This is a genomic window from Oceanobacillus aidingensis, from assembly GCF_042654105.1.
GTDB lineage: Bacteria > Bacillota > Bacilli > Bacillales > Amphibacillaceae > Oceanobacillus > Oceanobacillus oncorhynchi.
Genome location: NZ_JBHSFT010000049.1, coordinates 44084 through 58036 on the forward strand (window position 1 = coordinate 44084; position 13953 = coordinate 58036).

The 13953-nt window shown below is 40.7% G+C and carries 13 protein-coding genes; 12 read left to right on the forward strand and 1 reads right to left on the reverse strand.

The window, feature by feature from the left end; genetic code table 11:
* Positions 1-2 precede the first annotated feature (2 nt).
* The 12 genes from dapA to ACFO3P_RS19735 all read left to right on the forward strand — a co-directional run bounded on the left by dapA (position 3) and on the right by ACFO3P_RS19735 (position 11107).
* Complete coding sequence (gene dapA, locus ACFO3P_RS19680) at positions 3-902, forward strand: 4-hydroxy-tetrahydrodipicolinate synthase (RefSeq protein ID WP_256706307.1); 900 nt, start codon at positions 3-5, stop codon at positions 900-902.
* Between the two features lie 101 nt (positions 903-1003).
* Positions 1004-1786: an aspartate/glutamate racemase family protein gene (locus ACFO3P_RS19685; RefSeq protein WP_289584646.1), complete on the forward strand. Its 783-nt coding sequence runs from the start codon at positions 1004-1006 to the stop codon at positions 1784-1786.
* Between the two features lie 18 nt (positions 1787-1804).
* Positions 1805-2089 (forward strand): (2Fe-2S)-binding protein, encoded by a 285-nt coding sequence (locus tag ACFO3P_RS19690; RefSeq protein ID WP_289584645.1) that lies wholly within the window; start codon positions 1805-1807, stop codon positions 2087-2089.
* Complete coding sequence (locus tag ACFO3P_RS19695) at positions 2073-2372, forward strand: (2Fe-2S)-binding protein (RefSeq protein WP_256706102.1); 300 nt, start codon at positions 2073-2075, stop codon at positions 2370-2372. Before ACFO3P_RS19690 ends, ACFO3P_RS19695 begins: the two co-directional genes overlap by 17 nt.
* A gap of 6 nt (positions 2373-2378) precedes the next feature.
* Positions 2379-3581, forward strand: coding sequence for an NAD(P)/FAD-dependent oxidoreductase (locus ACFO3P_RS19700; protein ID WP_289584644.1), 1203 nt, complete (start codon positions 2379-2381; stop codon positions 3579-3581).
* A 27-nt stretch (positions 3582-3608) separates the two neighbouring features.
* Positions 3609-4208 carry a short chain dehydrogenase gene (locus tag ACFO3P_RS19705; protein ID WP_289584643.1) on the forward strand — a complete coding sequence of 200 codons (600 nt, stop codon included), beginning with the start codon at positions 3609-3611 and terminating at the stop codon, positions 4206-4208.
* Positions 4209-4273: 65 nt separating this feature from the next.
* Entirely contained in the window at positions 4274-5752 is a 1479-nt protein-coding gene (locus ACFO3P_RS19710; protein WP_289584642.1) for an alanine/glycine:cation symporter family protein, read from the forward strand.
* 115 nt (positions 5753-5867) lie between these two features.
* The gene (locus tag ACFO3P_RS19715; RefSeq protein WP_289584641.1) at positions 5868-6548 is read left to right on the forward strand and encodes an SDR family oxidoreductase; all 681 of its coding nucleotides are present in this window, start codon (positions 5868-5870) and stop codon (positions 6546-6548) included.
* A 78-nt stretch (positions 6549-6626) separates the two neighbouring features.
* Positions 6627-8096 (forward strand): alanine/glycine:cation symporter family protein, encoded by a 1470-nt coding sequence (locus ACFO3P_RS19720; protein ID WP_289584640.1) that lies wholly within the window; start codon positions 6627-6629, stop codon positions 8094-8096.
* Positions 8097-8227: 131 nt separating this feature from the next.
* Complete coding sequence (locus ACFO3P_RS19725; RefSeq protein WP_289584639.1) at positions 8228-9253, forward strand: proline racemase family protein; 1026 nt, start codon at positions 8228-8230, stop codon at positions 9251-9253.
* A gap of 392 nt (positions 9254-9645) precedes the next feature.
* Complete coding sequence (locus ACFO3P_RS19730; RefSeq protein ID WP_289584638.1) at positions 9646-10065, forward strand: hypothetical protein; 420 nt, start codon at positions 9646-9648, stop codon at positions 10063-10065.
* Positions 10066-10174: 109 nt separating this feature from the next.
* Positions 10175-11107 (forward strand): D-2-hydroxyacid dehydrogenase, encoded by a 933-nt coding sequence (locus ACFO3P_RS19735; RefSeq protein WP_289584637.1) that lies wholly within the window; start codon positions 10175-10177, stop codon positions 11105-11107.
* 167 nt (positions 11108-11274) lie between these two features.
* On the opposite strand, the gene ppdK is transcribed toward ACFO3P_RS19735, so the two are convergent.
* Positions 11275-13881, reverse strand: coding sequence for a pyruvate, phosphate dikinase (ppdK, locus tag ACFO3P_RS19740; RefSeq protein WP_289584636.1), 2607 nt, complete (start codon positions 13879-13881; stop codon positions 11275-11277).
* Positions 13882-13953: the final 72 nt, after the last annotated feature.

The following is a 13953-nucleotide window of genomic DNA, read 5'->3' on the forward strand; positions in this document are numbered from 1 at the left end:
TGATGTATAAACCAACTGGAATGATACCTGCAATGCCAACACCATTTAATGAGGACGGATCGATTAACTTTTCTGCCTATCAAGGCTTGATTAATCACCTGGTTGACGGCGGAGTACACTGCCTGCTTGCTGGAGGAAGCACAGGAGAATATTCGCTGATGTCGTTAGAAGAAAGAAAGAGTCTATTAAAAGCAGCGGTAGAATATGCCGGCGGACGTGTGCCTGTCATGGCAGGTACGAGTGCACACCGGGAGGAAGAAACGCTGGAGCTGACAAAATATGCAGCAGAAGTTGGCGCGGATTGTGCGCTTGTCGTAACACCATATTATATGACAACAAGTGAAGAAGGAATGAAAGCATATTATAAAAAATTAGCTGCCGAAGCAGGAATTGGAATTGTTATCTATCATTATCCTGCAGCAACCAATGTAGAGCTTTCCCCTGAATTTATTGCGGAATTAAGTGAAGAGGAAGGAATTGTAGCGGTCAAAAATACAACAGACCAGGAGCATACTTGTAAAGTGATTGCTTTAACCAAGGATAACGAGGACTTTACTGTATTAACCGGATTTGAACACCTGATTCTGCCGACGTTATCTGTAGGTGGGCACGGGGCGACAGGAATTATTCACAATCTGGTTCCAAAAGAAATCGTAGAAATGTACGAGTTATTTACAAAGGAAAAAGATATCGACGGCGCATTAGCTATCAATCAGCGTTTACTTCCGCTATATGATTATGTGGAAGCAGAGCCGGTGCCGGGACCTGTGAAAGCCGGTTTAGATATTATTGGCCTGGAAGGAGGAACCGTACGGAAACCATTAGTGCCAGCTTCCGAGGAGCTAAAAGAGAAGATGAGCAAAACATTAAAAGAATTAGGCTATGAAGTAAAGCCGGTTTAGGTTTTTAGCAGGTGAAGGCACAGAGAAAAACAGCATAAAAATATATTTTGTTTGATTTCTCTGTGCCGCTGCTTTGAATTGAGATGATGGAGGAAAAAAATATGGCGAGCAGCAGAAATCAAGAATATGGCTTTGTGAAATCGGATCACGGTCAGCTGATTGAAATGAAAAAAGGGCAATATGTAGCGGGTTTCTCCGTAGGAATTCTATTCCTGGATGATTGCTGGTACCCGGTATTACCTGGCAACGTAGCTAATTTATCCACCTATGATTTTCCTGTTGTACCACGGGTTGTGTCGAATTGTACCCAGGACAGAATTCACGTCGGCGACCCGACGCTGGTGGGCGATGTGATTCAAACAGCACAGCAGCTGGAAAGAGAGGGAGCGAGGGTCATTTGCGGAGCATGCGGCTTCTTTGGGAATTATCAAAAGCAGGTTGCCGATGCAGTAGACATCCCCGTCTTTATGTCGAGTGTTGTTCAGATTCCATGGATTAAAACAGGATTAAAAAGCCATCAGCGTATCGGCATGCTGACGGCAGACAGTGATGGCATAACGGAAAGTCTGTTTGACAGCTGTGGAGTGACCAATGTAGATGATGTCGTGGTAAAAGATTTGGGGAAATTACCGGAATTCTCTGCCATCGTGGAGAGCAGAGGAAGCTTTGACAACGGAGTAGTTAGAGAAGAGGTTATTCAAGCGGCAAATGAGCTGGTGGAGGATCATCCGGATATTGGAGCTATCCTGCTGGAATGCAGTGATTTACCTCCGTATGCCGCAGCAATTCAACAAGCGGTCGGATTGCCAGTCTTTGATTTTATTACAATGATTCGATGGGCGCATATGGCAACTGCTCAGAAACCGTATTATGGTTTTATTTAAAACAAAGGAGGAGTACGGATGGCGGATGAAGATATCATCATTTGCAGATGTGAAGAGATAACATTAAAAGAAATTAATCAGACGATAGATCATTACCATTGTTCCTCTCGTGAAGTGAAGCTGAGAACAAGAGCAGGGATGGGATATTGCGGAGGAAGAACGTGCCGGAGCATGATTGATCAAATTGTTCAGTCCCATGAATCTGCTCCAAGGACAGATGACATTTCTCTCAGCTATCGTCCGCCGGTCAGACCAGTATCATTTGGCACTCTGGGAGGGATGAATCATGTCAGTGAGGATTGAGGAGCACCCGATTTTAGGGTCTTTATCGAATAAAAATAAATTAACCTTTACATTTAATAATCAAACGATAGAAGCGCTTGAAGGAGATACCATTGCTTCAGCATTATTAGCAGAAGGATATCGAGAATTACGAAAGCATGATGTAAGCGGAAAAGGCAGAGGAATCTATTGTAATATCGGTCATTGCTTTGAATGCAGAGTTCAGCTGGAGGACAGGCAAGTTGTCCGCGCTTGTGTAACTGCTGTCAAGGATGGGATGACTGTTTATTCTTTAAGGAAGTGATGGTTTATGTGGAATTTGGTGATTATCGGTGCTGGTCCAGCGGGTTTAACAGCAGGAATAGCAGCCGCAGAAAATGGAGTAGCCGTTAAGGTGATTGATGAATTTCCCCGCCCGGGAGGCAGGTTATTAGGCCAATTGCATGAGGAGCCGAACGGGGAGTGGTGGAATGGCATCCAAGAATCTGAAAATCTGGTAGATAGAGCTGAATCTCTAGGTGTGGAAATAGAATGTGAAACATCCGTTTATAATTTGGAAAAAATAGAAGCTGGCTGGAGAATTTATACTTCCAGCGGCGCTATCGATACGGTGCATCTGCTGTTGGCAACAGGCGCAAGTGAAACACATATTCCGCTGCCGGGGTGGACGCTTCCAGGGGTAATGTCAATTGGAGCGGCACAGGTAATGGGGAATGTCCACAGGGTAAAGCCGGGGAATTCTTGTATTATCATCGGAGCAAATGTATTATCGATGGCCATTGCCAATGAGTTAAAGCTGTGCGGCGTAGATGTGAAGGCCATTATTTTACCAGTAACCGAACAAATAGGAAAAGAAGCTGGTCAGCCGCAGGAAGTATTAGCATCATTAATGCGTTTGACCCATCTGGCTCCTTCTCCTTTACTAAAACAGCTGGGCAAGCTGGGAAAACATATGCCCGTGAGTTTTGCGACAAAATTTTATCCAAGTAATGGATTGAAAATGAACGGGATTCCAATCAAATTAAAAACGGCTGTAACAGAGATTATCGGGGAAGATGTTGTTGAAGGAGTGAAAACCGTAAAAATAAACACAGCAGGCGAACCCATTCCAGGAACAGAAAAGACGGAAACAGCTGATGTGGTTTGTATTTCAGGGGGACTGACGCCAATGGCAGAGCTTGCTTCTGTTGCCGGTTGTTCCTTTAAATACGTGGAAGCATTAGGGGGACATATTCCGGTTCATAATGAAAAAATGGAGACAACACTCCCTGATTTATATGTATCTGGCAATATCACAGGAGTAGAAAGCTCAAAGGTTGCCATGGCACAAGGGGAAGTCGCCGGATTAAATATAGCATCGAAAGTAATTGGAGAAAATCCCGCATTAACAGAGCGTATGAATCGCGCAATTCAAAATGTAAAAAAGGTAAGAGCAGCCGCTTTAATTCAATTTCATCCGGAAATTGAAAAGGAAAGAGAAACATTGTATCAAGATTATCAACAAAATGCTTGAAATGAAGAAGGTAAGGAGACATGTCATATGAAAATACTATTAATCGGAGCAACCGGATCCATCGGAGAAGTAGCGTATGAAGAATTAAAGGACGATGCAGAAATCATCCAAGCCAGCCGGAATTCTTCAGAATATCCAGTAGATATTACTTCAGAAGTGAGCATCAGAGCGCTTTTTGAAAAGGTAGGACAGGTGGATGGCATCATTTGCGCTGCAGGTTCGGCCCATTTTGCCACAGTGGATGAACTGACACCGGAACAGAATATGATTGCGGTAAACAGCAAGCAGCTGGGACAGGTAAATGTAGTATTAATCGGTTTACATTATCTGAGAGATAACGGAAGCATTACGCTTACAACGGGTGTTTTGATGAATGATCCATTGAAAACTGCATCCTCATCGGCGATGGCCAATGGCGGTGTATCCGCGTTTGTTAAATCAGCAGCCATTGAAATGCCGCGTGGAATCCGGATTAATCATGTCAGTCCATCGATGCTGGAGAAATCAAAAGAAAAATATGGTAAACTATTCCAAGGGTTCGAACCTGTTTCTTCCAAACGGATTGGCTTAGCTTATCGAAAAAGTGTCTTTGGAGCGCAAACGGGTCAGGCATATAAAGTATATTAACCGATTTTCTGGTGCGGGGCCTAAAATGGATTCTAGTTTTTAGGCCCGTGAACAAGGGGGATAACATGGGTGAATTTATAGGGCGATTAAACGATATTGTATGGAGTCCAGCGTTGGTTATTTTTATTCTGGCACTGGGATTGTTTTTCTCCATAGCAACGCGTTTCATTCATTTTCGATATATTAAGGACATGTTTAAACTGACATTTATTGGCGGAAAGTCGGAGGCAGGTATTTCTTCGTTTCAAGCATTATCGATGTCGATTGGAAGCAGAATTGGTATTGGTAATATAGCCGGTGTAGCGACTGCAATCACATTAGGGGGTCCGGGAGCTGTATTCTGGATGTGGATTTTGGCTTTTTTCTCTGCCAGTATTGCTTTTATGGAAACCACGCTTGCACAGATTTATAAAGTGAAGCAGGATGGGGAATACCGCGGAGGCGTCCCGTATTATATTGGTAAAGGGTTAAAGAAAGAATGGTTTGCTGTCATTTTTGCAGCCGTGACCATGGTTTCTATGACGATTCTTGTCCCGGGGATTCAAGTAAATACTATAGCGCTTTCTCTTGATGACGCATTTGGTATAGCTCCGGCAATAACAGGTATATTACTCGTGATTTTACTGGCTGTTGTTATTTTTGGAGGGGTAAAAAGAATTGCAAAAACGGCGGAGACGATTGTTCCAGTTATGGCAATTGGTTATATCGGCGTATGTGTTGTTATTTTAGCTGTTAATTTCACATCCATACCAGATGTACTTTCATTAATTGTTTCCAGCGCAATCAATCCAAGTGCAACATTTGGCGGAATCATAGGTTCAGCAATCGCCTGGGGCGTACAAAGAGGAGCCTTTTCGAATGCCGCCGGCTTTGGAAGTGAAACCTTTGAAACAGGAGCAGCAGAAGTTTCCCATCCTGTTAAACAAGGATTAGTGCAGGCATTATCCGTGTATATCACCACCCTGGTTATTTGTTCTGCTACAGCATTTATGGTCTTGATTACTGGTATGTATAATGTTCAGCTGGATGATGGCACGATGGTTGAGAACAATATTGGTGCTGTGGAAGCAGGTTCCAACAACGTTCAATTAAGCGTTGAAACGATTTTACCGGGATTAGGGGGACCTTTCGTTGCTGTTGCGATCTTCTTCTTTGCATTTACCAGTTTGATTACGTACTCCTATAAAGCGGAAACCAGTCTGGCCTATCTTAACAGTAACCGTAAAAAAAAGCTGCAGTGGCCATTAACTGTCTTGAAATGCGGCCTGTTAGTCACCGTTTTTTATAATAGTACAAATTCAGCTGCCCTGGCATGGAGTTTTGGCGACTTAGGGTTTGGGGTCATGGCTTGGTTAAACATGATAGCATTGCTATTTCTGACAAAACCAGTCTTAAAGGCCGTAAAGGATTATGATGTGCAGAAAAAACAAGGAAAAGATCCAGTATTTGATTCGTTGAAAGCTGGAATTAAAAATGCAGATTTTTGGGAACCGGAACAAGAGGAAAGTGTGCAGCCGGCTAAAAAAGAACGAAAAGTTATTTAGTGTATTGTAAGCGTTTGCTGGTTGGCCCAGTTTAGTTTAATGGTGTCTTTAGATTCTTTTGGGGCAGGTTAAGAAAGCATACGGGTTCATTCGGTTTTTAGGAGTGGTCGATTTTATGAAAACAGTGGTTATTACAGGTGCTGGAAGCGGTCTGGGTTCAGAATTAGCGTATGCTTTTTCTGAACTTGATTATAAGGTATGTCTGTTAGGCAGGACGCGTTATAAATTAGAGGAGGTGTCCCAAAATTTAAAAGGAAAATCTTCCATCTTTGAAGTGGATATTACAGATCCCTTAAGTGTGGCAGAAGTATTCAAGAAAATAGATGAATCACATGATTCCATAGACTGTCTCGTAAATAATGCAGGGGTCGGTATTTTTAAATCATTAGCTGAAATGGATAATAAAGAAGTCGATTTGTTGATTGATACAAATGTAAAAGGAGCGATTTATTGCACCAAAGAAGTTTTACCAGATATGCAACGCAGGAATAAGGGAGATATTTTAAATATTATTTCCAATTCTGGAAAAGCTGCCAAAGCAGATGAAATCATATATAGTACCAGTAAATTTGGAATGCGGGGGTTTTCAGAAGCATTAACGGATTTAACAAAAGACACAGATATTAGAGTGCTTGCGGCATACATGGGGAATATGAACACCAGCCTCTGGCGGGAGGATAAGCCGGCAGAACGGAAAAGCTATGCAAGTCCAAAAGATATGACGAAAATAATTATGGATCATTTCCAGGATAGAGAAAATGTAGTTAGTTCGGACATAGTTATAGAAAACCAATAGAATCGAATGACTTTAGATAACTGCTAACAGAGGAAATCAGTAAGATTAAAAAATCTGAAATAGATAAGGGAGAGTTATATGAGCGCATTTATAGATTGGTTAAGCGGAGCTGTCTGGAATCAGTATTTTATTTTCAGTTTTTTAGTGATTGGTTTATTCTTTTCTATTATGACCAGATTTGTGCAAGTGACACATTTAAAAGATATGATCAAGCTAATGTTTGTGAGAAGATCTTCTGAATCCGGCGTGTCTTCCTTCCAGGCAATTTCAATGTCACTGGGGAGCAGAATCGGAACTGGTAATGTTGCAGGAGTTGCAACAGCAATCACACTTGGGGGACCGGGAGCAGTATTTTGGATGTGGGTAATGTCTTTCTTTGGAGCAGCTACAAGTTTTATTGAAATTACATTATCGCAGGTTTATAAAAGTAAAGTGAATGGAGAATTGCGTGGCGGGACGCCATATTTTATTGAAAAAGGTCTTGGATTTAGAAAACTGGGTATTATTTTTGCAATATTAACAACTTTGGCAACAGGATTTTTTCTGATGAATATTCAATCTAATACGATTGCGGCTTCAATGGAGGGAGCTTTTGGGATTCCGCCATATGTTATTGGGATTATCCTTGTTCTTTTAATGGGGTTATGTGTCTTTGGCGGTGTAAAAAGAATTGCTAAAACTGCGGAGTATTTAGTACCTTTTATGGCAATTGGTTACATTATAGTCTGTATTATTATTTTAGGGCTTAATTTTCGGGCTATTCCAGATTTGTTTTCATTGATTATATCGAGTGCAATTGGTGCAGAAGCAACGTTTGGTGGCATGATAGGAGCGGCTATATCATGGGGGGTTCAAAGAGGATTTTTCTCGAATGCTGCAGGTGCAGGTTCAGAAACTTACGAAGGAGCTGCTGCTGAAGTATCGCATCCGGCAAAGCAGGGACTGGTTCAGGCGCTGGCCGTGTATGTTGATACTTGGATTATATGCTCGGCAACTGCCTTTATGATTCTTATTACAGGGATGTACAATGTAGAAGGGGCAGCATCTGTCGTGAATGTTCCTGGTGTAGAAGCTGGCTCAGTAAATGTGCAGCTGGCAGTAGATACCGTTTTGCCGGGTATTGGATCTGCTTTTATGGCTATTGCCTTATTTTTCTTTTGTTTTACCACAATGATAACTTACTATTATAAAACAGAATCTAGTGCTACGTATATTATTGGCCATTCCAATAAAAAGGAAAAATTATTTTTATTTCCGTTACGTATAGGTATACTTATTTTTGCCTTTGTCGGCGCTATTGTTTCCGCATCTACAGCATGGGCAATGGGAGACATCGGATTAGGAAGCATGGCGTATTTGAACTTAATCAGCACGTTGCTGTTATCTGGGGTAGCACTCAAGGTTTTAAAGGATTATAAAGAACAGAAAAAAGCAGGTAAAGATCCTGTGTTTGATCCAGTAAAGCTAGGAATTAAGAATGCGGATTATTGGGAAACACGACAAGAAGAAAGTTCCCGATCATCTAAAAGCGGAACAAAGGTTATTTGAAGTATTGTAAGCGTTTGCTTAAGTGTTGAAATAATTTAACATGATAAAGTGCGAATTCTTCGTTTAATGGAGAATTCGCACTTTATCATGTAAAGTAAGACACGCTTTCAAATTATTGAAGGAGGAGTTTCATGAAATGGTCGCGTAAAATTGATGTAGTCGGTGCTCATGCAGAAGGGGAAGTAGGCAACGTGGTAGTAGGAGGTATCCCGCCTATACCTGGTGATACCATGTTCGAGAAAAAAGAATACTTCGAGAAACATATGGATGACATAAGAAAATTATTACTTTTTGAACCTCGTGGCGGTCCATTCTATAATGCAAATATTCTCGTGCCTCCTGCTCATCCAGAAGCAGATATGGGCTATATTATTTTGGAAAGCACAGAATATCCGCCGATGTCAGGTTCAAATACAATTTGTGTAGCTACTGTTTTATTAGAAAATGGAATACTTCCTATGAGAGAGCCGGTGACTGAATTAGTTTTAGAAGCTCCTGGAGGGCTCATTAAAGTAAAATGTGTGTGCGAAGATGGAAAAGTAAAGAAGGTAGAGCTAACAAACGTTCGGGCTTTTGCAATACATTTGAATGCCCCTGTAAAGGTAGAAGGGATAGGGGATATTCAGGTTGACACATCCTATGGAGGAATGATGTTTGCACATGTGAATGCGCAAGCGTTAGGGTTTCATATTACACCAGATGAAGCGCATGAAATGTGTTTAGTTGGTCAAAAAATCAAAAAAGCCGTAAATGAACAGTTAACGGTTGTTCATCCAGAGAACAGCAAAATTCGAAATGTGTCTAATATTATTTTTGAAGGGCCTTTAAAACGCTCTCAAGCAGGTGTTATCAGTAAAAATGGTACGGTTGTTTTACATGGAAGAATGGATCGGTCACCATGTGGTACTGGAACCAGTGCACGTTTGGCAGTGATGTATGCAAAGGGATTAATTGATGTGGATGAAGAATTTGAAAATGAATCGATTACTGGAACCAAATTTAATAGTAAAATCATATCCCTTTCTAAAGTAAAGGATAAAGAAGCTATTGTTCCTAAGCTATCGGGGCAAGCATGGATAACTGGCTTAATGAATCTGGGAGTGGATCCTACAGACCCAATTCAATCCGGTCACCAGGTTAGTGATATTTGGTTTTAATATCAAAATATTTTATCTTCCTTTAACTTATAATATGGATTTATAAGTTAAAGGAGTTGTTGGTGCGATGAGTAGGGATGGGGTATTTGAACTGGGACAATAACATTATAATGAACAAAATTGTTCGTGGAACCATATGGAGCAGCCTAACTGACAGATAACATTGAACAAATAGGTAAAGAAAGTGAAATGGTGATGCTAAATCGTATCGATCAGCTATTTGTAGATGGAGGATATTCTATTAAAGCGTGCAGGGTCCTTTTATTTTATATGTCCCTTACACGTTTTATTTTTTAGTGAAAATAATTAAATTCTCACATTTACATAGAGGAAACAGGTACAATGAATATAAGTATGTTATGTATAAAATATTCATAAAAAAGAGGTGTGCCATGGAGCTTATCGGATTTTTAGTTGTTGCTGGTATTGTCTATTTTTTATACCGAAAAGGTCTGGTAAAAAATGTTCGGTTTCCCATGATAAAGATTGGTTTTATTACAAATCACCTGAAAAATAATCAGTTTCGCCTGCGCTATAAAAAATTTAATGGCATTTCAAATCATGTTTTTATGGTAGGCACAAGTCAACAAGTACAATTTGATTATGATGTTGCAGTAGAGACAGGTTCAGTTGAATTAACTTTCAGACAGCGAAGGAATGTCATTTTTCAAAAAGAATTTCATGATAGTGAAAAAGGATTTTTCTCTTTTACCTCTTCACAGAGAAGCTGTTCACTGTTAGTTGTTGGAAAACACACAAAAGGGAGCTGTCATGTGGAATTTGATAAAGTAGATGAAGAAATCGCAAATTAGGTTTCCTTATTTTATAAAAAGAATATGATAGAAAAAGGTAAATGGAATCTATCTTTTATGTTAATCCTGTAAAAGAATTTTGCAATAATAGAGAAGGGAGAAGGTTAATATGAACATTCAAAAAATAATTATTGCCAGTCCGCTGATAAAGGAATTAGAAAAACACATAGCACATCATAAGCTGGATAAAGAAATTCGTTACATAACAGAGGACGCTATAACAGAGGGAGACCTGGAATGGGCGGATGCTCTTTGCGGGTTTCAGCTGCGGAAGGATACGGACTACGGCAAAGTGAAATGGGTACATTCTCTAGGCGCCGGTGTCGATGGATTTTTGTATGATCAGAATTGGAATGAAAATGTATTATTAACACGTACTGTCTGCTCGTTTGGACAGCGCATCGGGGAATATTGCTTAAGCTATATGTTAAGGGATACCCAAGCGCATCAGACGTTTGCAGCCCAGCAAGGAGAGAAGGTCTGGAAGGAATTTTCTCCTGTATTATTGAGTGAGAAAACAGCAGTGATTTATGGAGCCGGTGAAATCGGCAGAAGACTGGCAGAGATTCTATCCGGATTTGGAATGAAGGTGTACGGCATTTCTTTAAGCGGGACACAGAAAGCACCTTTTAGCCAAGTTGCAGCTATTGACTCTCAATTTTCATTTATAAAAGAAGCGGATTATGTAATCAATACATTGCCGTTAACAGAGAAAACAGCAGATTTATTTGATAAACGCTTATTTGATCAAACGGACAATATTGGATTTATCAATGCAGGCAGAGGAAAGTCTGTTGCTGAAGCAGATTTGCTGGCTGCCTTGGAAAAGGAGCAAGTACGGTTTGCTGTACTGGATGTTTTCCATGAAGAACCGTTGCCTGCATCGCATCCATTCTGGGAGCATCCAGCTATTACAATAACACCTCATATATCTGCTGTGACAACGGCAAAAGAAGCGGCGGATTGCTTTGTTGACACCCTGAAAAGAGTGGAAGCAGGGCAGGACTTGGAAAATAAGGTGGATATTCAAAAAGGATATTAAAGCTAATTTTATGCTGGTTCAAATAAGAGGGGAGGCTAAGCTGATTTATAATCCGAATTTGACAATGATTCCAAGGAGCTGGTCAGCTTTCCTTCATCTCTACTATAAAAAATAGCAGCACAGACCATGGCTTTGGTCTGTGCTGCTATTTTTTATAGTATGTTTTTCTATTTTAATACTGCTTGCGCTACAGCTAAACGAGCGGCTGGAATACGGTATGGTGAACAAGAAACATAATCAATGCCGATTTGTTGGAAGAAAGCAATCGATTCTGGATTGCCGCCAACTTCGCCGCAAATACCGATCATCATGTTTTCTTTCGTTTGTCTTGCTTTGTCGACAGCGAGCTTAATCAATTCGCCGACACCGCTTTGATCCAGAACCTGGAACGGGTCTTGCTGCATAATCTGTTTTTCTTTATAGGTATTGATAAACTTACCGATATCATCGCGAGAAAATCCAAATGTCATTTGAGTTAAATCATTGGTACCGAAGCTGAAGAAATCGGCATTTTCTGCTAATTGGTCAGCAATGATACATGCGCGCGGTAATTCGATCATGGTCCCGATTTCGTAAGGGAAGGGCTCCATTTGATGCTCCTTGAATGTAGCTTCGATGGTTTCGGTTAAAAAGCTTTTAACGTAGTCCAGCTCGGCTTTTTCTGAAATTAAAGGAACCATGATTTCTGGACAAATCGTCAAGCCTTCTTTTGCTAATTGAATGGCACTATTGAAAATTGCTTTGACTTGCATTTGATAAATGAGCGGTTCAGTAATACCTAAGCGGCAGCCCCGATGGCCCAGCATTGGGTTGGTTTCTTGTAATTTTTCGATTTGTTTCTCCACAGCAGACGGGTATCTGTTTAGTTGATCAGCCAATGACTTGATTTCATTGGCATCATGCGGCAAAAATTCATGCATTGGCGGATCAAGCAAACGAATCACCATTGGTTTATCTTGAACTGTTTTTAACATTTGATAGAAATCTTCTTGCTGGAAGCTTAGTAATTTATTTAAAGCGGCCTGGACTTCCTCTTCATCTTTAGCGAGAATCAAGCGGCGCATTTCCAGTACACGCTCTTCCCCAAAAAACATATGCTCTGTTCGGGCTAAACCAATTCCTGTTGCACCAAAATCAATCGCTGTTTGTAAGTCTTGTAATGTTTCAGCATTCGCACGAACCTTCAACTCAGCGCATTCGTCTGCCCAAGTAAGTAATTGCTGCAAGCTCTGATCGTTTTCAGGAACAATTGTCGGGATTTCCCCTAGATATAAACTTCCAGTACTGCCGTCAACAGAAATCATATCGCCTTCCGTCAGGGTATGGTTACCACATAATACAGTTTTGGCACTTTCATTGACTGTTAATGCTTCACAGCCGGTGACACAGCAAGTTCCCATTCCTCTGGCAACAACTGCTGCGTGCGATGTCATTCCGCCGCGGCTCGTAACAATTGCTTCGCTGACCACCATGCCTTCAATATCTTCTGGCGAGGTTTCTTGACGAACCAGAATCACTTTTTTTCCTAAAGCAGTGTATTCTTTTGCTTTATCAGCTGTAAAGACGATTGATCCGGTTGCTGCGCCTGGGCTGGCAGGTAAACCTGTTGCGAAAGCATCCACTGCTGTCAGTTTTTCGGTATCAAAGACCGGATGAATCAATTGATCGATCACCTCAGGAGAGACGCGCATAATCGCTTCTTCCTTTGAGATTAAACCTTCAGCTGCTAAATCTAAAGCTATTTTCAAGGTAGCTTTGGCGGTGCGTTTTCCATTTCTGGTCTGCAGAATATACAGCTTACCATTTTCGATTGTAAATTCGATATCCTGCATATCCTTATAGTGCTGCTCCAGTTTATGAGAATGTTTAATAAAATCATTATAAGCTTCTGGCAAAATGGTTTGCAAAGATTCAATCGGCTCCGGTGTACGAATCCCTGCAACGACATCCTCTCCCTGCGCATTGATTAGAAATTCACCAAATAATTTATTATCACCGACAGAAGGATTGCGAGTGAAGACCACTCCTGTTCCGCTTTCCTCACCGCTGTTGCCAAAGACCATTGACTGGACATTAACCGCTGTTCCTAAATGATGAGGAATATGGTGCAGGTCGCGATATACCTTCGCCCGCTGGTTATTCCAGGATTTAAAAACAGCCTTCGTTGCTTCGAATAATTGCTCCATTGGATCCTGTGGAAAGGCTACTTTATTCTTAGAGAACAAATTCTTATACGATTCAATCAATTCTACATGCTCTGCTTCGTTAAAATCAGTTACTTTTTTATTCAAACTCTTCTCCATTTGATGCAGCAATACATTGAATTGTTCTTTATGGATTCCGTAAACGACATCACCGAACATTTGCAAGAGACGGCGGTAGCAGTCATAGGCAAAGTTCACATTGGTCAATTTGGCAAAATCTTGAACTCTATGATCATTTAAGCCAAGATTTAAAATGGTATCCATCATGCCGGGCATGGAAAAGACAGCGCCGCTTCGAACAGAAACTAATAGAATATTTTCAGTAGATGTAAAAGATTTCCCTGTTTCTGACTCTAAATTTTGAATCGCTTTCAAAACTTCTGCTTTTAATTGCTTTTCAAAAAAGGAAGCATCTGCTAAAAAATTCATACAACATTCTGTAGTAATCGTAAAGCCCTCAGGTACAGGTAATCCCAAATGAGTCATTTCTGCAAGATTGGCTCCTTTGCCGCCCAGCAATTCTTTGTTCCCGCTTCGTCCTTCATCAAATGTATAAATTAATTTTTCCATAAGAAACCTCCAATGATTTAATTGTGTGTCACATTTATTTAATAATCATCATATATGACAAAAATATGTGTG

Bases quoted from the DNA above. Each gene is read 5' to 3' on its own strand.
- dapA (WP_256706307.1), top strand. From the start codon at position 3: ATGTATAAACCAACTGGAATGATACCTGCAATGCCAACACCATTTAAT.
- ACFO3P_RS19690 (WP_289584645.1), top strand. From the start codon at position 1,805: ATGGCGGATGAAGATATCATCATTTGCAGATGTGAAGAGATAACATTA.
- ACFO3P_RS19705 (WP_289584643.1), top strand. From the start codon at position 3,609: ATGAAAATACTATTAATCGGAGCAACCGGATCCATCGGAGAAGTAGCG.
- ACFO3P_RS19725 (WP_289584639.1), top strand. From the start codon at position 8,228: ATGAAATGGTCGCGTAAAATTGATGTAGTCGGTGCTCATGCAGAAGGG.
- ACFO3P_RS19720 (WP_289584640.1), top strand. From the start codon at position 6,627: ATGAGCGCATTTATAGATTGGTTAAGCGGAGCTGTCTGGAATCAGTAT.
- ACFO3P_RS19715 (WP_289584641.1), top strand. From the start codon at position 5,868: ATGAAAACAGTGGTTATTACAGGTGCTGGAAGCGGTCTGGGTTCAGAA.
- ACFO3P_RS19730 (WP_289584638.1), top strand. From the start codon at position 9,646: ATGGAGCTTATCGGATTTTTAGTTGTTGCTGGTATTGTCTATTTTTTA.
- ACFO3P_RS19700 (WP_289584644.1), top strand. From the start codon at position 2,379: ATGTGGAATTTGGTGATTATCGGTGCTGGTCCAGCGGGTTTAACAGCA.
- ACFO3P_RS19735 (WP_289584637.1), top strand. From the start codon at position 10,175: ATGAACATTCAAAAAATAATTATTGCCAGTCCGCTGATAAAGGAATTA.
- ACFO3P_RS19695 (WP_256706102.1), top strand. From the start codon at position 2,073: ATGTCAGTGAGGATTGAGGAGCACCCGATTTTAGGGTCTTTATCGAAT.
- ACFO3P_RS19685 (WP_289584646.1), top strand. From the start codon at position 1,004: ATGGCGAGCAGCAGAAATCAAGAATATGGCTTTGTGAAATCGGATCAC.
- ACFO3P_RS19710 (WP_289584642.1), top strand. From the start codon at position 4,274: ATGGGTGAATTTATAGGGCGATTAAACGATATTGTATGGAGTCCAGCG.
- ppdK (WP_289584636.1), bottom strand. From the start codon at position 13,881: ATGGAAAAATTAATTTATACATTTGATGAAGGACGAAGCGGGAACAAA.